The sequence below is a fragment of the Arthrobacter sp. HY1533 genome (assembly GCF_027568515.1).
Taxonomy (GTDB): Bacteria; Actinomycetota; Actinomycetes; order Actinomycetales; family Micrococcaceae; genus Specibacter.
This window is the reverse complement of sequence record NZ_JANKZF010000006.1, coordinates 51,529-70,676: the sequence shown is the minus strand read 5'-3', so window position 1 is coordinate 70,676 and position 19,148 is coordinate 51,529. Positions and strand designations below refer to the sequence as shown.

Annotated in this window: 14 protein-coding genes; 6 read left to right on the top strand and 8 right to left on the bottom strand. The window is 67.8% G+C overall.

All coding sequences use genetic code 11. The annotated features are described in order from the left end of the window. Nucleotides 1-191: 191 nt before the first annotated feature. Nucleotides 192-1,502, top strand: coding sequence for a sensor histidine kinase (locus tag PCK14_RS06695; RefSeq protein ID WP_269937686.1), 1,311 nt, complete (start codon nt 192-194; stop codon nt 1,500-1,502). 34 nt (nt 1,503-1,536) lie between these two features. Further along, nucleotides 1,537-2,193 carry a response regulator transcription factor gene (locus PCK14_RS06690; RefSeq protein ID WP_269937685.1) on the top strand — a complete coding sequence of 219 codons (657 nt, stop codon included), beginning with the start codon at nt 1,537-1,539 and terminating at the stop codon, nt 2,191-2,193. 69 nt (nt 2,194-2,262) lie between these two features. Here the strand turns inward: PCK14_RS06690 and PCK14_RS06685 are convergent, their stop codons facing one another. The 4 genes from PCK14_RS06685 to PCK14_RS06670 all read right to left on the bottom strand — a co-directional run bounded on the left by PCK14_RS06685 (nt 2,263) and on the right by PCK14_RS06670 (nt 10,738). Then, nucleotides 2,263-7,110, bottom strand: a complete 4,848-nt coding sequence (locus PCK14_RS06685) for an NPCBM/NEW2 domain-containing protein (protein ID WP_269937684.1) — start codon at nt 7,108-7,110, stop codon at nt 2,263-2,265. Nucleotides 7,111-7,366: 256 nt separating this feature from the next. Then, nucleotides 7,367-8,566, bottom strand: a complete 1,200-nt coding sequence (locus tag PCK14_RS06680; RefSeq protein ID WP_269937683.1) for a C40 family peptidase — start codon at nt 8,564-8,566, stop codon at nt 7,367-7,369. 236 nt (nt 8,567-8,802) lie between these two features. Continuing rightward, nucleotides 8,803-9,453 carry a response regulator transcription factor gene (locus PCK14_RS06675; RefSeq protein ID WP_269937682.1) on the bottom strand — a complete coding sequence of 217 codons (651 nt, stop codon included), beginning with the start codon at nt 9,451-9,453 and terminating at the stop codon, nt 8,803-8,805. Next, nucleotides 9,446-10,738 (bottom strand): sensor histidine kinase, encoded by a 1,293-nt coding sequence (locus PCK14_RS06670; protein WP_269937681.1) that lies wholly within the window; start codon nt 10,736-10,738, stop codon nt 9,446-9,448. Before PCK14_RS06670 ends, PCK14_RS06675 begins: the two co-directional genes overlap by 8 nt. Nucleotides 10,739-10,921: 183 nt before the next feature. Here PCK14_RS06670 and PCK14_RS06665 point away from each other — a divergent pair, with 183 nt between their 5' ends. From PCK14_RS06665 to PCK14_RS06655, 3 genes are all read left to right on the top strand, one after another. Continuing rightward, the gene (locus PCK14_RS06665; RefSeq protein WP_269937680.1) at nt 10,922-12,052 is read left to right on the top strand and encodes an ABC transporter permease; all 1,131 of its coding nucleotides are present in this window, start codon (nt 10,922-10,924) and stop codon (nt 12,050-12,052) included. A gap of 54 nt (nt 12,053-12,106) precedes the next feature. Beyond that, nucleotides 12,107-12,811, top strand: a complete 705-nt coding sequence (locus PCK14_RS06660) for an ABC transporter ATP-binding protein (protein WP_269937679.1) — start codon at nt 12,107-12,109, stop codon at nt 12,809-12,811. A gap of 87 nt (nt 12,812-12,898) precedes the next feature. Next, nucleotides 12,899-13,288, top strand: coding sequence for an META domain-containing protein (locus PCK14_RS06655; RefSeq protein ID WP_269937678.1), 390 nt, complete (start codon nt 12,899-12,901; stop codon nt 13,286-13,288). A gap of 67 nt (nt 13,289-13,355) precedes the next feature. On the opposite strand, the gene PCK14_RS06650 is transcribed toward PCK14_RS06655, so the two are convergent. The 4 genes from PCK14_RS06650 to PCK14_RS06635 form a co-directional block, all read right to left on the bottom strand. Beyond that, a complete protein-coding gene (locus tag PCK14_RS06650) occupies nt 13,356-14,810 on the bottom strand; it encodes a phytoene desaturase family protein (protein ID WP_269937677.1) in 1,455 nt (484 codons plus the stop codon). Between the two features lies 1 nt (nt 14,811). Beyond that, nucleotides 14,812-16,248: a glycosyltransferase family 87 protein gene (locus PCK14_RS06645; protein WP_269937676.1), complete on the bottom strand. Its 1,437-nt coding sequence runs from the start codon at nt 16,246-16,248 to the stop codon at nt 14,812-14,814. 86 nt (nt 16,249-16,334) lie between these two features. Next, the gene (locus PCK14_RS06640) at nt 16,335-16,952 is read right to left on the bottom strand and encodes a histidine phosphatase family protein (RefSeq protein ID WP_269937675.1); all 618 of its coding nucleotides are present in this window, start codon (nt 16,950-16,952) and stop codon (nt 16,335-16,337) included. After that, nucleotides 16,949-18,415: a CCA tRNA nucleotidyltransferase gene (locus PCK14_RS06635; protein WP_269937674.1), complete on the bottom strand. Its 1,467-nt coding sequence runs from the start codon at nt 18,413-18,415 to the stop codon at nt 16,949-16,951. The genes PCK14_RS06640 and PCK14_RS06635 overlap by 4 nt, the downstream gene beginning before the upstream one ends. Nucleotides 18,416-18,545: 130 nt before the next feature. Here PCK14_RS06635 and PCK14_RS06630 point away from each other — a divergent pair, with 130 nt between their 5' ends. Then, complete coding sequence (locus PCK14_RS06630; RefSeq protein ID WP_269937858.1) at nt 18,546-19,091, top strand: NUDIX hydrolase; 546 nt, start codon at nt 18,546-18,548, stop codon at nt 19,089-19,091. Nucleotides 19,092-19,148: the final 57 nt, after the last annotated feature.

The following is a 19,148-nucleotide window of genomic DNA, read 5'->3' as shown; positions in this document are numbered from 1 at the left end:
GCTGGGTGGATGGGCCCACGCCTGCGAGGGACCCGCTGCTGGGCCCACCAGCGCGAGGGACCCATGCGAGCTTGCGAGCAATGGGAGCGCTTGGGGAGGCACGAGCAGTGGGAGCAGGTGGGGATATCCCCACCCCTGTTTGACCGGCTGGCATGATGGTTTCAGGACCACGTTGCGGCAAGGATTGGTACATGTTCACTTCACCTGCCCCCACGGCGCCCCGCTCCTGGTTCATCCTGCGCCCCGCCACATGGCGCCAAATGGGCGCCGACCTGGCCTACATCCTGCCGGGCTTCGTTGTCTCGCTGGTCTCTTTCGTTGTCCTGCTCACCCTGTTTTCGCTGGGTGTCTCCACCCTTGTGGTGTGGGTGGGGCTGCCCATCCTGGTGGCTACCCTGGTTGTGTCGCGCTGGTTTGCCGGCCTCAACCGCGCCGCCTTGCGCCACTGGGCCGGGGATATTCCGCCGGTGCACTACAGGGCGCCACACAAGAATTCCGTGGGCGGCATGTTCAAGAACCTTGGGGATCCGCAGCTGTGGAAGGACTTCATCCACGGCGTCCTGGTGGCCTTCCCGCTGCGCACGGCAAGCTTCAGCATCGCCATCAGCGTCCTCGCCACGTCCCTTGGCGGCCTGACGCAGTGGTTCTGGCTGCGGTTCCTGCCCCAGGACAACCAGCCGCTGGCCCAGCTCATCGGCCTGGACAGGTGGCTGGGCGTCAGCCCCGACACGGCGGAGTCCTGGTTTGGACTGGCCTATGGCGCGGTGCTTCTGGTGCTGCTGCCCTTCATCATCCACGGCCTCGCCGTGGCCGATGCGGCCAGCACCCGGGCGCTGCTCACCAACGAGAACGCCGCCCTGCGTGCCCGCGGCGAGGAGCTTGCCGCCAGCCGGGCCCAGGTGGTGTCCGAGGAGGCCAGCACGCTGCGCAAGATTGAGCGCGACCTGCACGACGGACCCCAGCAGCGCCTGATCCGCCTGCAGATGGATGTCGAGGCAGCCCAGCGGCGCATGGCCACCGACCCGGAAGCCGCCCACAAGCTCATGGACGGTGCGCTCGAACAGAGCCGCGAGGCCCTCACCGAGCTGCGCCAGCTCTCCCGCGGAATTGCCCCGCCGCTGCTGGCCGACAGGGGCCTGCGCGCGGCCGTGGAGTCGCTGGCCGCCAGGTCCACCGTCCCGGTTTCCGTCACGGGCAGCCTCGGGCAGGGCGTTCGCCTGGCCGAAGGCGCCGAGAACGCCGCGTACTTTGTTGCCTCCGAGGCCCTCGCGAATGTCGCCAAGCATTCCGGCGCCCGGCAGGCCGCCGTCATCGTTGACGCCACCCCCGCCGAACTTGTCCTTGAGGTCACCGACAACGGCACCGGCGGCGCCCACCTCGGCAAGGGCCATGGCCTCGCAGGCCTCGTGGACCGCCTGGCCGGCGTCGACGGGACGCTGGAAATCAGCAGCCCTGAGGGCGGTCCCACCACCCTGCGCGCCAGCATCCCGTTGGGTGCCTGACGGCGCACACGGCACCGGCCACTACTGTGGAGGCATGCGTGTTGTCCTTGCCGAAGATTCCGTCCTGCTACGTGAGGGACTCATCCGCCTGCTCGAAGAGACCGGGGCCCAGGTGTGCGCGGCCGTGGGCGACGGCACCGAGCTGATGGCCGCCGTGCGGGAGCATGTGCCCGAGCTGGTCATCACGGACGTCCGGATGCCCCCCTCACACCGGGATGAGGGCCTGCGCGCGGCCCTGGCGATCCGGGCGGAATTCCCCTCGGTTGCCGTCCTGGTGCTCTCGCAATATGTGGAGCTGGACTACGCCGGCGAACTGCTCGCGGGGGCCTCCGGCGGCGCCGGCCTGGGGTACCTGCTCAAGGACCGGGTGGCCCGCTTCGAGGACTTCGCCGACGCCATCCGGCGGGTGGCAGCCGGCGCAACTGTCATTGATCCCGAGGTGGTGACGGCCCTGCTGTCCAACCGCTCGGCCGCCGACCCGCTTCACACCCTGAGCCCACGCGAGTCCCAGGTGCTTGGCCTCATGGCGCAGGGCCTGACGAATTCAGGCATCGCCAAGGTACTCGTCATCAGTGCCGGCGCCGTCGAAAAGCACATCAGCTCCATCTTCATCAAGCTGGGCCTGCAGCCGGGTGCCGACGACCACCGCCGCGTCCTGGCGGTGTTGAGCTTCCTCCAGCACGGCGGCTGAACCGGACCACGGAAAAGGGCCCGTCCGCACTGTGCGGACGGGCCCTTCCCCTATGTCAGGCTGCGCTGTTTATGCACGACGGCGGCGGGTGACCACCATCGCGCCGGCACCTCCCAGCACCAGCAGCAGGGCGATGCCTGCCGGCAGCATGACCTTGGCACCGGTGCTGGCCAGGCCGTCACCGTTGCCTGCCGTGTTGCTGCCGCCGTTGCCTGCCGGCTGGCTCGGCGTGGGCGTTCCCGTGGCGGGCGGGTTGGTGCCTGCCGCGGCAACAACCACTGCCGAGCGGGCCAGCACGGTGCCATCCTGCTCCAGCGTCAGCTCGTGGGCGCCGGCGGCGAGGTTCGCCGGGATGGTGCCCGTCAGCGTGACCGTGCCGTCGGCTGCGGCCTTGGCCGTGGCCAGCTTGACGGGCTCGGAGTGGATCCACAGCTCGTAGCTTGCACCGGGGGTGAGGTTCTTTGCCGTCACGGTGACAGTGGAACCTGCCTTCGCGGTGCCGGGGGCCGTGATGGACGGGGCCTCCGGCTGCGGCTTGCCCACGGGGGGAACCACGGCGTTGGCCGTGGATGCCGCCGACAGGCCGGCCTTGTCGGTGGCACGGTAGGAAACGGACACGCCGTCCTTGCCTGCCTTGATGGCAGCGGTGTAGGCCTGCCAGGTGGCGCCGCCGTTGGTGGAGTATTCCACCGAGGCGATGCCGGAGCCGGAATCGGCGGCCGTCAGCTTGACGTTACGTCCATCAACCTTGGCAACAACGGTGGGCACCTGGGTGTCCACCTTGAACTCTGCTGCCTTGGCGTCCTCGACGTTGCCGGCGGCGTCAGTGGAGCGGTACTTGAAGCCGTTGACACCCTCGGGCAGTGCAACTGCCTCGGTGTACGTGCTCCAGGGGCCGTTGCCAATCTGGTATTCGGTCGCAGTGACGCCCACGTTGTCGGTGCCGGCCAGTTCCACGGTCGGTGCCGTGGTGTACCAGCCGCTGGCGGCCGGAGCGGCCGGCACAATGGTTGCCGTGGTGACCGGAGCCTGCTCGTCGGCGGGCGGAGCCTCCGCGCAGAGGAACTTGGCGTTGCCCCACACGCCGTGGGCGCCGTTGATGGAGCCGCCGGAGATCGGGTCGACCTTCAGTTCCACGTAGGAGACGCCGCTGAGGTCAATGTTCAGCTTTTCCGGGGCAAAGCCCTTGACAAGTGTGCGGCTCTGGTAGAGCACCTTGCCGTCGCCCACCACCGTGAAGATGATGGTGCCGCCGAAGTCGCCTTCCAGGCCAATCTCGGAGGTGAAGCGGGAGCACTGCTCGCCCACGTAGTACGTGAGGTTGGAGGCCGCGTGGACACCCATGCCCTTATCGTACGTGGTGGTCTTCGGGCTGGCCGGGTCGGTGCGGTCAACAATGGTCAGCGGGACATCGGGCGAGTTTGCCGCATCCTTGTTGACCACGTCCTTGCCAATGACGCCGTAGCCGTTGCTGGCACTGACGGGGGTCACATCGGAGATGAAGGAATCCTTGTCCGGGGCCGTGGGCAGCGGGAAGTCCACTACCTGCCAGTCAAAGATCTTGACGTTCTCGGCAACGGGCAGCTGCACCGAGGCCAGCTCCTTGTTGGGGAGCAGGCGCACAGTGCCGGAGTAGATCTGGTAGCCGGTTCCTGTGTATTCCGGGTTGGCGGCCTGGGTCTTGCTGTTGCGGCCCATGGCCTTGATGGCCACCTTGGCGCCCCTGGTGTCGCCCTGGGGCAGCCAGTTGGGGAAGTACGGGGCACCCTTCTGGACAGTTCCGTCCTTGTAGGTGATGGTCAGTTCCGGGCTGACGCCCGATCCCGCGGCGGCCGAGCCGAGCACGGCCAGGTCGGTGCCCTTGCCGGTCAGCGCGATGGTCTGCCCGTTCAGTGCAACGGCGTTGTTCTTGTTCGCGCCTGCTGCAGGCCAGGTGTAGTTGACCTCGGTGGGCAGGCCGGCATCCACTGTGACAGTGGATCCCGGGGTGACCCCGCCTGCCGGGAGCGGGGCGGTCGCCAGCTGCTCGGAGCTGAAGGACGCTCCGCCGCCGTCGAAGTTGCCCAGCTTGTCCGCAAAGGCGCCGCTGGCGGTGGTGACGGAGATGTTGTTGAATGCACCAGCCAGTGACCCGTAGGCCACGTACATCTGGTTGGAGCCGGAGACTTCCTGGGGAGCCCCCTTGGAGTCCTTGTATGTTGCCTTGGCCCCGATGCTCTGCAGCCCCGCCTCCGAAGCCGCTCCGGGGAGCAGGTCAAAGGTTGCCTGGACAGTCGCGCCGGGGGCCACCTGGGCCACCGTTGCACCCTGTGCATTGCTCACGGTCCAGCCCGCGGGGACCACGGGGGTGATGACCACGTTCGTCTTGGCGTTGCTGCCCGTGTTGGTGAAGGTTGCCGAGGCCGCGGTCTTGCTGCCCTGGAACACCTTGCTTTCCAGGTTCACGGCCACGGCTGCCGCCTTGGCGTCCGAGTCCGTGCCGCCGACGGCGGAGGTTGCCTTGAGCGTGACGGTTGCCGTTGCGTTGGAGGCAATCGGGCCGGCCTTGACGTGGACCGTTCCGCCGGCATCCGCGGCGTCGTAGTACCAGCCGGTTGCTGCGGCTTCCAGTGCCGCGGCGTCGGCTGCCTTGGGCAGCGTGGTTGCGCCCACGGTGACCGAGGACGGTGCCGAGCCGCTGTGGACGGCCAGCTTGTAGGGGCGGGCAGCAGCCTTGCCGGCGTAGTCGCCGTCGCGCTTGCCGATCGTGACGCTGACGTCGCCGCCGTTCTTGGCGGGCGCAGCAACCTTGAATTCCTGGACGCTGGCCTTGCCGTTCTTGTATTCGCGGCTGACCTTGTCATCTTCCTTCAGGGTGAAGGAGGAGGCTCCGGCGGGGTAGACGTCAACCGTGAGGGCTGAATTTTCCGGGACCAGGGAGGCGTTGCGGGCAATGGGGCCCTTGGGCACCACGGCGCCTGCCCGGACAAAGATGGGCAGGGTTTCCAGCGGGGCGCTGTAGCCGTTGAGGACCTGGCCGCCCTGGTGGATGGCGCCGCTCCAGTAGTCGATCCACTGGGATCCGGCGGGCAGCACAATGCCGTTGCGCACCGGAGTGGAGGTGGAGACAGGGGCAACCAGGTAGTCGCGGCCCAGCAGGAACTGGGTTTCGGCTTCCTTGGTGTAGGACAGCGGATCGTTGGGGAATTCCAGCGGCATGCTGCGCATCATGCCCACGCCGTTGGCGTTGGAATCAACGGCCAGCGAGTAGATGAAGGGCATGAGTTCCTGGCGCATCTGCAGGTACTTGCGGTTGATCTCGGTGGCTGCCTCGCCATAGAGCCAGGGGCGCTTGTCCACGCTGGCCCAGCCGCTCATGGAGTACAGCTCGGGGGCGAACGCCTTCCACTGCAGGTCGCGGACGTAGCTTTCGGTGCTGCCACCGAAGATGCCGTCCACGTCGGAGGCTGTGAAGGCCTGGCCGGAGTTGGTGGCGCCGGCCATGGCCGGGACGGCCCAGCGGACGGCGTCCAGGTTGCCGGAGTGGTCGCCGGTCCACGGCACGCCACAGCGCTGGGCACCGGCCCAGCCCTCAACCATGAGGGTGTTGGCGCGGCCCGCGGAATACGTCTCGATGCCGCCCTTGGCGCTTTCACAGCCGGTCAGGGCCATGCGGTAGCCTGCACCGACCCAGGCGACGTCGAGCTTGCGCAGGGCAATGCCGTCGGTGCCGACTTCCTTTTCCTGGTTGCTCAGCGAACGCTGGGTCCACAGGCCGGTCTTGAGGTCGGCCTCGGCCTTGATGGCCTTGACCGTGTTGCCCAGGCCCTTGTCGGTGCTGTTGGGGTCGTACGGGGCATTCTTGTCGAATCCAGCCGCATCCTCGGTGTATTCACAGCCGTAGCCGTCGTTGACGATCATCCAGCCCGCGGGCATGTTGTTGGCCTTGAATTCCTTGGCCGTTTCAACGGAGTCGTAGGTGTGCTGCTTCTTGGTGGCGTTGGGGTCCGACGGCGGGGCCTCGCCGCGCAGTGCACGGTTGTAGCAGTCGGCGTCGCCATATTCCAGGCCGTACACGGGGGGCAGGTTGGGGCGCCCCGTCAGCTTGGTGTAGCCGTCCAGGCTCTGCTTGTAGTCGCCCACAAAGTAGTAGGCGTCGAAGCGCTTTTCCCTGTGGGTTGTGGTCTCATTGGCCGTGAACGTGTAGGAGCCGGGCGCAAAGGTGTTGCGCAGGACGCCGTAGCCGGCGCTCGTCATGTAGTACGGGACCGCGTTGGGGTGGCCCTCGTCGTCCCAGTCGAAGTTGTTGGAGATGTTGATCGTGGAGCCGGTGTGGACCACGCGGCCGTTCTGCATGCCGCCGCCCAGGAACTGCTCGCCGGCCTTGGGGGCCAGGTGCTGGGTGGTGGTGTTGGCACCGAAGCTCAGGGCGGAGGATTCCTGCCACACAACGCTGCCGTCGGCGCGCTTGAGGGTGAAGGCGCCGGATGCCTTGTTGACTTCCAGCTTCACCTTGGCCGTGGACATGGTGATGACACCGCCCGCGTCGGCCACGTTGACCGTGCCTGCCTTGAAGTCGGCCGCACCCACAACGATGTTGGCGGTGCGCGTTGCGTCGGCAGGTGATTCGGGGCTGTTGGCCGGATCCGAGAAGGATCCCGTGGGGGTTGCCTCAAGGCGGAAGTTGCCATCGTCCAGGAAGGTCACGCGGATGGCGCCGGTGGCCGGGGCCAGGCTGACCACATTGCCGGCCTGCGTGAAGGTGCTGATGGCGCCGAGGGTGGAGCCGTTGCTTTCAACGGGGACCTCTGGCTTGATGTTCGACGCCGCAATGGGCGTTCCGGGGGCGGCGAGGGCCGCCTGGGGCAGTGCCAGTGCAGGAACGGCACCGGCGGCGAGCAGGCCGGCCAGGGCAACGGCCACACTGCGCCGGCCCATGGCCCGCCGTCCCTTCTGTTTTGGCGGCGTGGTGGCCGGTTTCTTCTCGTGGAACAACGGCATGCGAACCAACTTTCAGTGCGAGACGACTGTTTGTGACTACTTGCATCTTGAAATACTCACCAACAATCACTGAAGACTGTGACGCAGGTCAAGTTCGGGGACTTTTGTGACGCATACCACTGCGGGCGCAGGGGCAGTAAAAAGGTCCCGTCCCGCGTCATGGAGACGCTGGACGGGACCCGTTCGCTGACAATTATGGAGTTGGGGTGGCGGTGCCCGGCTCCGTCGCTTCGCTCGATTCCGTTGCCGACTGGCTTGTGGCCAGTCCGGTGCCCGAGGGGGCCACCGTTACCGGTTCGGTGGTGCCCGCATCCGTTGTGGCCGGGGCGTCGCTGGTGGGGTCCTCGGTGGCCGGCGGCGGCGATGCGGGCGGTTCGGTGGTTGCCGGCGGCTCGGTGGTCGCGGGCGGGGTTGTCACCGGCGGCGTGGTGATGGGCGGAGTGGTGACGACAGGCGGCGTCGTCGGCGTGGTGACAGGTGGCGTCGTGGGTGGCTTCGTCCCGGGTCCTGTTGTGGCCGGCGGCTTGGTGGCTCCCGGCTTCGTTGGGGTGGGCTTGGCCGGGCCACTGGTCTTGCCTGGTGTGGTGGCCGCGGAGCTTGCTGCCGCAGAGGCTTTCTTGGCCTCGGCATCGGCCTTGGCCTTGGCGTCTGCAGCGGCAAAGGCCGGCATGGTGAAGTAGCTCGAGGAGGAGCTGACATCGGACGGTGCATGGATGAAGGTGCCCACCGAGGGGTTCAGTGCGCTGATCATCTTGCCGTTGCCAATGTAAATGCCAATGTGCGACCAGTGGTTGGGGCCGTCGGGATTCTGCACCACAATGTCACCGGGCTGCGGGTTGTTGGTTTCCACCATGGGCACCCACTGCTCGGTGCGCGGCAACACCACCCCGGCCTGCGCGTAGGCCCACTGGACAAATCCTGAGCAGTCCCAGCCGTTTTCAAAGCTCGTGCCGCCCCAGACGTAGCGGTGCCCCAGGCCCTGGTAGGCGGCGGCGAGGATGTCCTTGCGGACCTGGGAGATCAGTTCCGCGGACACCTCGGGAATGTCCCCGCGCATGGCATTGACCCCCCGAGCCAGGTGGGGCGTGTTGCCGTTGGGGTCGGTCAGGTCAAAGATCTTTTTGGCGGCGGGCTTTCTGGCGCTGATCAGGGTGTTGGCAAAGGAAATTTTCGCCCCCAGCCCCTGGGCGGCCACGGAATCAAAGCCGGCCGGCTGGACGTCGGGGGACGTGGCCTGGGTGCGGCCGGCCTGCTGGACACTAAGTGCTGCGGCGGCGTCGGCGGAGGACGTGCCAACATAGCCGGCCCCCACAAAACCACCGGAGGCCAGCAATGTGCAGACCACGGCCATACTCAACTGGTATGTCCGTGACTTGCCTCGCGAAAACGTCACTAGATGGTCCTCCTGCATCATTGCACGCGGTAGTGCTGAGCTTACGCCGATTTGGCCAGTCGCCCACTGAATTTCCGAGAAAAAACACAACTTGTCAGAATCGATCCGGCCACGAAAGCGATCCGAACTATTTCCCACATATGTTATGCATATCACACGGTAGTCGAAGTGTGTTGCGGCTGCGCCAACATGACGTGAACATTCAACGAAGCGGCAGGGAAAGGCAGGTGGAGTCCTCAGCCGGTGCCACGGATGATCCGCCGGGCCACCGCCACGGAGATGGCGGCCGTGCGGTTGTCCACATCCAACTTGTCGTAAATGTGCACCAGGTGGGTCTTGACGGTGGCTTCGGAAATGAACAGTTGGCGGGCGATCTCCTTGTTGGCCATTCCCGTGGCCAGAAGTTCCACGAGCTCCACCTCCCGCGCGGACAGTACGGGGGCGGGGTTGCGGATCCGGCCCATGAGCCGCGCCGCCACCTCGGGGGCCAGGGCCGTCTGCCCCGCCGCCGCCTGCTGCACTGCGGCGCGGATCTGCTCCGGCGGCGCGTCCTTGAGCATGTAGCCGCTGGCGCCTGCCTCCACGGCGGCCAGAATGTCGGCATCCGTGTCGTAGGTGGTCAGGATCAGCACGGGCGGGGCCTCCGCCAGCTCCTTGATGGCCTTGGTGGCGCTGACCCCGTCCATGCCGGCCCCCATCTGCAGGTCCATGAGCACCACGTCCACGGGCTCGCCGAGCATGGCCAGGCGCTGGACCTCCTTGATGGCGGCGGACCCTTCCGGTGCTTCGGCCACCACAGTGAAGCCTTCAAATTCCGTGAGCATGGCCCGCAGGCCCGCACGCACCACCGGGTGGTCGTCCACCAGCAATATGCGTATTTCAGCCATTTTCATCCCCTTGAGCCGCACTTTGCCCTGCATCCAGCGGCAGCCGGATGGCCACCACGGTACCTTCCCCCGGGGCCGACTCTATGGTCAGGGTCCCCTGTTGCGCCACGACCCTCTCGCGCAGCGAACGCAATCCAAATCCGCTGCCGTCTGCCCTCCCCGCCACGGTGTCCGCCAGCGTTTCGGGCTCAAAGCCGCGGCCGTCGTCGTACACGTCAAGGGTCACCTCACTGCCCAAAAAGGCCAGGCTGACCACGGCGGAGCCCGCCGCGGCGTGCAGCCAGACATTGGCCAGGCTCGCCTGGGCGGCACGCAGCAGGGTCACGCGGTACGGCTGGGGCAGGTCCACGGGTTCGCCGTCCAGGCGGAAGGTGCATGTGAGCGTTCCACCCCGGGCGGCAGCCTCCCGCTGCGTCTTCTCACACAGCCGGGACAGGCTCTCCACAAGCGAGGTTTCGGCCAGGGCCGGGGAGGAGAGCCCACGCACAAAGTTGCGGGCCTCGGCCAGGTTCTCCGCGGCGGTGGCCTCAACCATGGCAAGGCTCTCGGCCGTGGAGTCCAGGTCACCGGATTCCAGGCTGCGCCGTGCTGCGCGGGAGACCAGGATGATCGAGGAGAAGCCCTGGGCCAGGGTGTCGTGGATTTCGCGGGCCAACCGGGCACGCTCGGCCAGCACGCCGGATTCATGCTGGGTTGCGGCAAGTTCGGCGCGGGTTCGGCGCAGTTCGTCGGCTGCCAGCCGCTGCGTTTCACTCTCCTGGTACAGCAGCATGTAGGCCTTGGAGGTTGCCACGGCGAAAGCGGCACCAAACACGGGGCCCACCACCACTGCCAGGGGCGGGACCGCGGCGCCCGAGGCCGCCCACTGGGACCACACAACGCCGGCCGTCATGAGCACCACCATGGCCAGGCCCGCCCAGCGGGGCAGCAGGTGCAGGTGCAGGAAGAACAGCGGGAAGACAAGCCAGGAGAACTCCACGGAGCCGATCATGAGCACGGCCCACAGTGTCGTCACCACGGCCAGCCACAGGATGGCCAAGCGGCGGGGGTTGCGTGCCAGCGTTCCGCCGGCGAAGCGTTTCTCGGCGACGGTGCCCACCAGGTAGGCCGCGGCAAGAAGCAGCGACAGGGCCGGGTAGATGTAGCGTCCGGCGCCCGCGGCCGGCTCCACTGCGAGGCGGACCATGCCCACGGCCAGCAGCACGGCAAAGCCAACGTGCAGGCTCACGCGCAGAAAGCGCAGGATCATGCCACTGGTCACGGGCGGCGCATCCACGGCAGACATGCCACCAGCCTAGTTCCCCAACCCGCCCGGCGTATCAACCAAATGGTTGACCGGCGGATCAACCCAACCACTTCCGGGGATCATCCAAGCCTGCGATGGAAGGTGCGCGCGTCCGCGGGAGAGTGGAAACACCAGAAGAATCCGGACAAATCCAGGTGGTCCGGCACACGAAAGTAGCTCCACATGTTCCTCGCGATCCGAGACATCCGCTTTGCCAAGGGCAGGTTTGCCCTCATGGGCGCCGTCGTGGCGCTCATCAGCCTGCTGCTGGTGCTGCTGTCCGGCCTCACGGCCGGCCTGGGCAACCAGTCCACCTCGGCCGTCGCGCAGCTGGGCGGCGGCTCGGGCAGCGGCGTCAGCCAGATCGTGTTTGGCGCCCCGGCCAAGAACGACCCCAAGGTCTCCTTCACCGAAAGCCAGGTCACTGCCGGCCAGGCCGGTGAATGGGCCAAGCAGCCGGGCGTGGAGTCCGTGGTGCCGCTGGGCATCAGCCAGAGCCGCTTCCAGGGCGCCGGGGACAGCCTGGGCATCACCAACGTTGCCGTGTTTGGCTTGGGCACCCCGGCGGGCGGCGGGACGGCCGCGGACGCCGGGATCGCGCCGTCGGACATCAGTGACACCACAGTGGTGATCGGCGAAAGCGTCGCCAAGGACCTCTCCCTGTCCACGGGCGACGCCGTGACGATTGCAGGCACCGAACTGACGGTTTCGGGCATTGTGCCGGACCAGTGGTACTCGCACAGCTCGGTTGTCTGGACCACGCTTCCCACCTGGACAAAGGTGGCCCACCTCAGCGACCCCGAACAGATTGCCACCGTGCTGGCCGTGACCAAGCAGCCGGGTGCCACTGTTGACACGGACGCCGCCAACGCCGCAGCCGGCACCGTCAGCACCACGCGCAGCGGATCGTTCGCCGGGCTGGGCGGATACAAGAGCGAGAACGGCTCGCTCATGATGATGCAGGCGTTCCTGTACGGCATCTCGGCCCTGGTGATCGTGGCCTTCCTGACGGTGTGGACCGTGCAGCGCACCCGCGACATCGCAGTGCTCAAGGCCCTGGGCGCCTCCGGCAGCTACCTGCTGCGCGACGCCCTGACCCAGGCGGCCCTGGTGCTGCTGGCCGGAGCAGGCCTGGGCGGGCTCGTGGGCATTGTGGGAGGCGTCTTCGCCTCGCAGGCCGCACCGTTCCTGCTCACCCCGGCCACCACGCTGCTGCCCATCGTGGGCATTGTGGCCCTGGGCCTGGCCGGCGCCGCCCTGGCCGTCCGCAAGGTCACCCGCGTCGACGCCATGATCGCCCTCGGCGGCAACTGACCTCCCCCGCCGCCCGCCGAAAACCCTTTCGCACACTTTCCCAAGGAAAATCCCATGACTGCTTTGAACCTCATCAACGTCACCCTCGAATACCCTGACGGCGAAGGCACCCTGAAGGCGCTGGACGCCGTGGACCTCGCGGTGCCCGCGGGCCAGTTCGTCTCCCTTGTGGGCCCCTCCGGCTCGGGCAAGTCGAGCCTGCTGGCCGTTGCCGCCACCCTGGTCAAGCCGAGCTCCGGCCTGGTCATGATCGACGGCGTCGACGCCACCGCCCTGGGCGAAAAGGCACTGGCGGAACTGCGCCGCGACAAGGTGGGCATCATCTTCCAGCAGCCCAACCTGCTTGCCTCGCTGACCTCGATCGAGCAGCTTGTCATCACGGACCACCTGCGCGGAAAGCCCCTCAAGGCCGCCACCGCCCGGGCAGCGGAATTGCTGGACCTCGTGGGCCTGGCAGACTGCGGCAACAAGCGTCCGCACCAGCTTTCCGGCGGCCAGCGCCAGCGCGTCAACATTGCCCGTGCCCTCATGGCGCAGCCCAAGGTCCTGCTGGTGGACGAGCCCACGGCGGCACTTGACCACGAACGCAGCGCCTCGATCGTGCAACTCCTGCGCGAGGTCACCGACGAATTCAAGGTGGCAACCATCATGGTCACGCACGACACCGAGTTCGTTCCGCTCACCGATGCCGTGGCCACCATGCGCGACGGCGTCCTGGCGGCACCCGTGCCTGCCGGCGCCGGCGTCGGGGCAGCCTGAGCTTTTGCGAAGGCCGGGATTCCGGCCCCATGCAATAACATGAAGGAAACGCACGTCCAGCCCAGCGCGATCGGAGCTTCTCCCACCATGAAACGCATTGCAGCCCTTGCCGGCAGCCTTCTTTTGGCCCTCACCATCTCCTCCTGCGGTGCCGCAACCGGCCCCGTCGGCACCTGGGGGGACGGCTACAAGGTCGACAAGGCGCCGTACCTGGAGCTCTCCCTGGCAGCAGACCAGGACCCCAGCTTTGAGCAGGCCGGCTTTGTCAAGGGCAGCGACGGCTGCAACCGCCTCAGCGGGCAGTGGTTCCTGGTGAAGGGCGAGCTTTCCTTCCAGCAGCTTGGCGGCACCCTGATGGCCTGCGAAGGCGTGGACACCTGGCTGTCCAAGGCCGCCGGCGGCCACATCGACGGCGACACCCTGACCGTCACGGATGCCTCAGGCAAGACCCTGGGCACCCTGGACCGCCGCAACTAGCACTGCCGCAAACGGCCCGTGGGGTCGGGGAACCATGAAGGTTCCCCGACCCCACGGGCCGTTTTTGTTAAGCCTGCAGCCCCAGCTCCGGCGCGGGCAGGCCGAAGGTGTTCTTGAGCGCCGAGCGTGCCGCCAGCCAACCGGCCATGCCATGCACGGCCGGCCCCGGCGGGGTCGACGCCGAACCCAGGTACAGCCCGGCTGCGGGCGTCCGCCAGGGGTCCGGGGACAGGACGGGCCGCCTGATCAGCTGGGGCAGGGTCACGGCCCCCGAGCTGATGTCCCCGCCAATGTAGTTGGCGTTGTACGCGCCCACGTCCCGGGCGGTCTGGGTGCTGCTGGCCAGGATCAGCTCCCTGAATCCGGGCGCGTGTTTCTCCACGGCCCTGATGATGTCCTCGGTGCAATCCCTGGTGGATCCTGCGGGGACGTGGGTGTAGGCCCAGAAGGTGTGCTGCCCGGCAGGGGCGCGGCTGCCGTCAACCACCCCTGCCTGGACGGCCAGCACATAGGGGTTCTCCGGGTGGCGCCCGGCCAGCACCTCTTTTTCGGCGAAGGCGATGGCAGCGCGCGTTCCACCCAGGTGCAGGGTGGGTGCCTGGCGGAGTTCCTCCGCCGTCCAGGGCACAGGACCGGAGAGGGCAAAGTCCACCTTGCAGACGCCGGCCCCGTACCTGAAGGATTCCAGTTGGCGCATATACCGTTCCGGCAGCTGGTCGCTTGCCATAGCCGCCAGGGCGCGGGGCGTGGTGTCACAAATGACCGCCTTGGCCCCGGTAGCCGAGCGCAGCTCCGCGACGCTGTCCACCCTGTGTGCGAGCTCGATCCGGCCGCCATGGGCGGTGAGATCGTCCGCCATGGCTGCGGCGATGGCCTGAGAACCGCCCCTGGGCACAGGCCAGCCGCCGGCATGCGCCAGCACCCCGAGCAGCAGCCCGGCCCCCGAGGTGGCCAGCGACGGCAGCCGGCCGATCGCATGGGCGCCCACACCTGTCAGCATGGCCGGGGCCACATCGCCGGCGAATCCCATGTTCCACGCCGGGGTCCCCTGCAGGAGGGTCCGGAGCCCGTAGTTGACCACGGCGGCCGGATCCCTGGGCAGCCGCAGCAGGCTTCCCTGGGTGAAGTCAATGACGCCGTCCAGCCGGCGCAGCAACGGTTCCATCAGCGTGCGCCACGCCCGGCCATCGGCGCCCAGCCCCTCCACCGTGCGGTCCAGGCTGCGGTGGGCAATGCCTGCCCTGCCGCCGTCCAGCGGGTGGCCGTAGGAAATCTCCGGCACCAGCAACTCGATGCGGCGCCCCAGCTCAAAGGCCCTGAAGAAGGGCGAGGCCAGTGCCATGGGGTGCACGGCGGCACACACATCGTGGCGGAATCCCGGAAGCGTCAACTCGGCGGTCCGGGTGCCGCCGCCCACCGAATCCGCGGCCTCGAACAGCTGGACCGAAAGTCCGGCCCGGGCCATGGTCACGGCGGCGGCCAGGCCGTTGGGGCCCGACCCGACGACCGCGACGTCGACCACGCTAGGCCTGTTCCGCCCCGGCGGCCAGGGCCTGCGAAGGGTCGGCAGGCGGACCGGCCAGGACACCTGCCTGGGGGTCGTCCACGCCGCCGCGCCGCACCACATCATGCTCCGGCGCGTATATGTCCCGAACCACCAGGCCAAGCAGCGCGCAGCTGGCGGCCCCTGCCAGCAGGGCGGCAATCACAAAGTAGGGGGTGTCGATGGCGTGCTGGTTGCTGGTCTGACCAAGCACCTTGCCCTGGAACAGCATGAGCGCAATGAAGTGCGTGATGACGGCGGCCTGCCACAGCAGCACGGGCCGCCAGCGCGGCAGGGCCAGGGCCAGCAACGGCAGCAGCCAAATGGCATGCCAGGGCTCGGCGGCCTTGTTGACAACCGTGAAACCGGCAACCGCTATGAACAGCAGCTGGGCCACGCGGGGCCGCCTGGGGGCGTAAAGCGCCAGCCAGGCCAGTCCCATCAGCAGGGCCACGAACAGGATGGCCGCCAGTGCATTGCTGGTTCCGAGCCCCAGCTGCGGCAGGCCCATGCGCCCGGCCACGAGGTTCCAGCCGCCGTACAGCGATGATTCCGAAGGTTCGGCAGCGATGAGCTTCTTGAGGTAGTCCGGGAAGGCCGGCGGGTTTTGGGCCATGACCGGGGCCAGGACAAGCAGCCAGGCGATGACGGCCGCTGCAGCCATCTCCAGCATCTTGGTGGCGCGCCCGGTGCGGAAGCCCAGCAGAACCAGCGCCACCAGTATGACCGCCGGGTACGGTGCGGCCATCCCGGCCACGCCCAGCACAGCGCCGGCCCACAGGGTCCGGCGCCGGGCAAAGAGGAACACGGCCAGGGCCACCAGGGCTGCCGCCCAGAAGTCCCAGCTGACAAACGCGGTGAGCACAAGCACGGGGCTGGCGGCCACAATGGCGGCGTCCCAGGGGCGGCGTCCTGCACTGCGGGCCACCAGGACAACCGTGGCGATCCAGAGCACGGCGATGAGCGCGGCATTGAGGTCGAAGAACGCCAGCTGGCGCAGCGCGCCGTCGCCGGAGCCCTGGGTCAACCAGGCGGTGAGGCCGGCAACCCAGCCGGCCAGCACGGGCTGGTCAAACGTTGACCCCTGGCCCAAGAAAGGGAACACGGAGCCCAGCTGGTTCTCCGCAAAGGCGTTGGGGAACATTGACCAGCACACGGTGGAGTACTGGTCGGGTGTGGTCCAGCCGGAGGTGCGGCAGTGCCCCTTGCCCATGACCGCGATGAAGGCCGACACGGCCGCCATGATGACAAGGACCCGTTCCACGGTGAAGAACCCGGGGTTGGTGCGTCCCGGCCCTGTCCGCTTGCCCAGCGGCCCGCCCACAGGCTCCGTGAGGGTGCGCAGCAGTGCATCGCTGCGTGAGGGCACAACTATGGGAAGCCGGGTGGAAGTCCCCGTGGCCTGTGAATCCTGCATGGCTACGAGCCTACCGGCTGGCAGGGGCGGCAATCGTCGATTGCGTCACATCCGCGGCGGTGCCGCGGCAGCGGGCTCGGCAGTGGCTACAGCCCCCACTGCTCCACGGCCGGGGTCTTCTTGTCCCAGCCCAGCGTGCAGACCTTGGCGGTGCCGAGCATAAAGTGCCGGCCCTGCCCTGCCGGGAGCCCCAGCCAGCGGGCTGTGAGGATGCGCAGGAAGTGCCCGTGGGCCACGAGCAGCACGTTCGCCGGGGCGCCGTCGTCCCGCTTCACGGCGCGCACCCGCTCCACGATCCGGTCCGCGCGGGCGGCAACCTGCTCAAGGGTTTCGCCGTTGGGCACGCCGTTGTCCCAGATGAGGTAGCCCGGGTTCTGTGCGCGCACCACAGCACTGTCAATGCCTTCGTAGTCGCCGTAGTCCCATTCCACGGCGTTGGGCTCCAGCTGCGCGTCGGGGAAGCCGGCCAGGGTGGCCGTGCGGCGCGCGCGCTGCAGCGGCGAGGTCAGGACCAGGTCAAGTTCGACGCCGGACAGGGCCTTGTGCGCGGACCGGGCCTGGGCCTCGCCCTCCTCCGTCAACGGCAGGTCGGTCAAGCCCGTGTACTGCCCGCTGCGGGACCATTCGGTTTCCCCGTGGCGCAGCAGCCACAGCTTGGGGCCGCCGGGGACGGGTGCTGCCGCGGGGGTGGTTCCGTTGCTCATGGTGTTCCTGTCGCTTGGGCCTCTTCAGGCTGGGATTCGGGCTGTTCGGCCCACCACTGCCGCAGTTCGGCTTCGGCGCGCTCCGGGCCCAGGGGCCCGTGCTCCATGCGCTGTTCCAGCAGGAAGTTGTAGGCCCGGCCCACAACCCGTCCCGGCTTGATGCCCAGCAGCGCCATGATGGCGCCGCCGTCAAGGTCGGGGCGGATGGAGTCGAGCTCCTCCTGCTCGGCCAGCACGGCAATGCGGGCCTCAAGGTCATCGTAGGCGAAGGAGAGCCTGTCGGCCTTGCGCTGGTTGCGGGTTGTTACGTCAGAGCGTGTCAGGCGGTGCAGGCGCTCCAGGAGCGGCCCGGCGTCGGTCACGTAGCGGCGCACGGCCGAATCGGTCCAGCCGGATTCGCCGTAGCCGTAGAAACGCATGTGGAGTTCCACGAGCCGGGAAACGGCCTTGATGGAGTCGTTGTCAAAGCGCAGCGCCTTCATCCGCTTGGCCGTGAGCTTGGCGCCGGCCAGGTCGTGGTGGCGGAAACTGACACCGCCGCCGGGCTCAAAACGGCGGGTCTTGGGCTTGCCGACGTCGTGCATCAGGGCTGCAAAGCGGAGCACAAAGTCGGGGCCGGGCACGGCGCCGTCGGGCCCCGTCTCCAGGGAGGCTGCCTGCTCCAGCACCTGCAGGGAGTGCTGGTAGACGTCCTTGTGGCGGTGGTGTTCGTCGGTTTCCAGCTTCAGGGCCGGCACCTCGGGCAGCACCAGTTCGGCCAGGCCGGTCTCGACCAGGATGTCCACGCCCGTGCGCGGGTGGGCGCCGCAGATGAGCTTGACCAGCTCGTCGCGGACACGCTCGGCGGAGATGATGCTGATGCGCCCGGCCATGCCCGTCATGGCCGCCAGGACCTCGGGGTGCAGGGAGAAGCCAAGCTGCGAGGCAAACCGGGCGGCGCGCATCATGCGCAGGGGGTCGTCGGAGAAGGAGTCCTCGGCGGCACCCGGGGTGCGCAGCAGGCCGGCGGCCAGGTCCTCCGCGCCGCCGAACGGGTCCACGAGTTCCATCTCGGGCAGCCGCAGCGCCATGGAGTTGACGCTGAAGTCGCGGCGTTGCAGGTCATCCACCAGCGAGGTTCCGAAAGCCACCACGGGCTTGCGGGAGTCGGGGTCGTAGGCCTCGGCCCGGTAGGTGGTGACCTCAATGAGGAGCACCTCCTTCTTGCGGTTCCGCTTGCGGAAGCCGATGGTGCCGAATTCCCGGCCCATTTCCCAGTGCGAATCCGCCCATTTGGCGGCCACGGCGAGGATCTCATCGGGCGTGGCGTTGGTGGTGAAGTCCAGGTCGGGGGACGTCCGGCCCAAAAAGAGGTCGCGGACGGGCCCGCCCACGAGGGAAAGTTCGTATCCGGCGTCGGCAAAGAGCCGTCCAAGTTCAAGGACAACCGGGTCAAAATTAGAGGTATCAGGCGCAAAATCCATGGTTGCTTAAGAATGCCAGACTTTTGCACCCGCGCGCTTTCCCCGCCCCCGCCAACTGAGGGGGCCGCGGGCGGAAACCACCCCTGCGGCCTGTCATCATCCGTGGCCAAAGGTAGCTAGAGTGGACTCCATGGTCCACCCCGTGCCGCGCGCGCCCAAGAGGAACCCGTTGCCCCCCGCAACGGGCAATTCGGCCGTGCCCGCCGCACCGAGCTCGCCCAGCCAGCTGCCCACGGTTGAAGAGGTCTCCGCCGGCGGCGTGGTTGTTGACATGCTCGACGGCGTCCCCCGGGTTGCGATCATTGCCCGCATCAACCGCGGTGGCCGGCTCGAGTGGTGCCTGCCCAAGGGCCACCCCGAGGGCAGGGAGACACACGCCGAGGCCGCCGTGCGTGAAATTGAGGAGGAAACCGGGATTGCCGGGGACGTCCTGGCCACACTGGGCAGCATCGACTACTGGTTCACTGTCAGCGGCCACCGGGTGCACAAGACAGTCCACCACTTCCTGCTGCGTGCCACGGGCGGTTTCCTCACCATCGAGAACGACCCCGACCACGAGGCCGTCGACGTCGCCTGGGTTCCGCTTGACGAGCTGGCCCGGAAATTGTCCTTCCCCAATGAGCGCCGCATCACCGATTTGGCCCGGGAACTGCTGCCCGAACACTTCCAGGCCTGACGCACTGCCGCGTGCCGCGTTGTGGTTCGGCATACGGTGCTGCCAGCAGTCTTTGAG

What these genes read in the sequence shown, in the direction of transcription:
- PCK14_RS06695 (WP_269937686.1), top strand. Translation starts at nt 192, where the DNA reads ATGTTCACTTCACCTGCCCCCACGGCGCCCCGCTCCTGGTTCATCCTG.
- PCK14_RS06690 (WP_269937685.1), top strand. Translation starts at nt 1,537, where the DNA reads ATGCGTGTTGTCCTTGCCGAAGATTCCGTCCTGCTACGTGAGGGACTC.
- PCK14_RS06685 (WP_269937684.1), bottom strand. Translation starts at nt 7,110, where the DNA reads ATGGGCCGGCGCAGTGTGGCCGTTGCCCTGGCCGGCCTGCTCGCCGCC.
- PCK14_RS06675 (WP_269937682.1), bottom strand. Translation starts at nt 9,453, where the DNA reads ATGGCTGAAATACGCATATTGCTGGTGGACGACCACCCGGTGGTGCGT.
- PCK14_RS06670 (WP_269937681.1), bottom strand. Translation starts at nt 10,738, where the DNA reads ATGTCTGCCGTGGATGCGCCGCCCGTGACCAGTGGCATGATCCTGCGC.
- PCK14_RS06665 (WP_269937680.1), top strand. Translation starts at nt 10,922, where the DNA reads ATGTTCCTCGCGATCCGAGACATCCGCTTTGCCAAGGGCAGGTTTGCC.
- PCK14_RS06660 (WP_269937679.1), top strand. Translation starts at nt 12,107, where the DNA reads ATGACTGCTTTGAACCTCATCAACGTCACCCTCGAATACCCTGACGGC.
- PCK14_RS06655 (WP_269937678.1), top strand. Translation starts at nt 12,899, where the DNA reads ATGAAACGCATTGCAGCCCTTGCCGGCAGCCTTCTTTTGGCCCTCACC.
- PCK14_RS06645 (WP_269937676.1), bottom strand. Translation starts at nt 16,248, where the DNA reads ATGCAGGATTCACAGGCCACGGGGACTTCCACCCGGCTTCCCATAGTT.
- PCK14_RS06640 (WP_269937675.1), bottom strand. Translation starts at nt 16,952, where the DNA reads ATGAGCAACGGAACCACCCCCGCGGCAGCACCCGTCCCCGGCGGCCCC.
- PCK14_RS06635 (WP_269937674.1), bottom strand. Translation starts at nt 18,415, where the DNA reads ATGGATTTTGCGCCTGATACCTCTAATTTTGACCCGGTTGTCCTTGAA.
- PCK14_RS06630 (WP_269937858.1), top strand. Translation starts at nt 18,546, where the DNA reads ATGGTCCACCCCGTGCCGCGCGCGCCCAAGAGGAACCCGTTGCCCCCC.